Origin of the sequence: Bartonella sp. CR127HXZ (genome assembly GCF_042194555.1) — a bacterium.
Taxonomy (GTDB): Bacteria; Pseudomonadota; Alphaproteobacteria; order Rhizobiales; family Rhizobiaceae; genus Bartonella; species Bartonella grahamii.
The window spans coordinates 1-764 of sequence record NZ_JBHIMZ010000067.1 but is presented as its reverse complement, the minus strand read 5'-3'; the positions used below and the strand labels follow the sequence as shown (position 1 = coordinate 764).

The window sequence follows — 764 nt, the reverse complement described above, 5'->3', positions numbered from 1 at the left end:
GAACAAGACCCTATAATCGGGGCAAGTGCTTCTACCTTGAAAAGACCTGTTGCCGTTTTCGTTTCTACCCTTTGATAATTCGAAGAAACATAAGCCCCTTTTACCCATAATCCCGCTTCTGCTGCTCGACGGTTGGCTAAACCAGCAAGAGGCTTCCCACCGACCTTATTCCATTTCTGTAATTCAACAGGAACGGCTTCATAATCGCCTTGATTAAGCTTCTTCAACAATGTTGACTTGCAAAAAGCAGCTTTTCCTACATTATAGCAAAACGAGACCAATGCCGCGAATTGGCAATCCGTTAACGAAACCGTAACCGATTCCTCTACCGTCTGCTCAAATTGCTTTAAGTCTTTACAAAGGATTTCTTCTGCTTGCTCTTGGCTAATACACATGCCTTTTTTGACAAGGGGATGACCCGCATTGCTGGTGTGACCATAACCAATCGTCCAAACACATGCCGTATCTCTATAAGCCTCTAAACGCAAACCTTCCCATTGTTTGATAAGCTCTAATCCTTCTTTCGATATTTTTCTCATCTGACGCTCCATAAAAAAAAGCCCCACAAAAGTGGGGCTGGATAAAATGATGTTCTAATCAATCTCGCACTAATTATAATAAAATGGGTCGCTACATCCACGGGCGCCTATTTTTTCATCTTCTACATAACGAGAATGCGCAAAATTCCGTACAAGATGATCATTGTTAGAGCCACCAGTCCAATCGCCTCCTCCCAACATAACATTTATGTCTACACGTAAACT

The 764-nt window shown here is 42.4% G+C and carries 1 protein-coding gene; it reads right to left on the bottom strand.

Annotated elements, in window-relative coordinates; translation table 11 throughout:
• Positions 1-539: lysozyme (locus tag ACFIKY_RS09130; protein WP_375661745.1), on the bottom strand; the 539-nt coding region annotated here is incomplete at its 3' end.
• Between the last annotated feature and the right edge of the window lie 225 nt (positions 540-764).